This window comes from Halomonas urmiana, assembly GCF_005780185.1.
GTDB lineage: Bacteria > Pseudomonadota > Gammaproteobacteria > Pseudomonadales > Halomonadaceae > Halomonas > Halomonas urmiana.
Genome location: NZ_VBUI01000099.1, coordinates 1 through 270, shown reverse-complemented (window position 1 = coordinate 270; position 270 = coordinate 1). Strand labels below are relative to the sequence as shown.

1 pseudogene is annotated in these 270 nt (G+C 47.8%); it reads right to left on the bottom strand.

Annotated features, from left to right (window positions below):
- Window positions 1–270 (bottom strand): annotated as a pseudogene (locus FEI13_RS19140) (isopenicillin N synthase family dioxygenase); the annotation flags it as partial.

Genomic DNA, 270 nt, shown 5'->3' with positions numbered 1-270 from the left:
ATCATGGTTATCCAGCCGAAGTCTGTGTGCTCTCCAGCACCCATCGGCGCTCCCTGTGTATATTGAGTGGAGGGATAACGCAGGACTCTCAATTGGGCCATCGGCTTCTTGAATTTATCATCGAAGTAATCGATCGGCATATTGAGCGCAAGGGCAAATACGTTTAGCAGTTTTTTTCCGAACGTGAGCATTTGCGAGTGATATTCCGTCATCGCAAGCTTGAAGTCGGGCAATTCTTCTGGCCATACATTGGGGCCGTAAAAAGGTAAT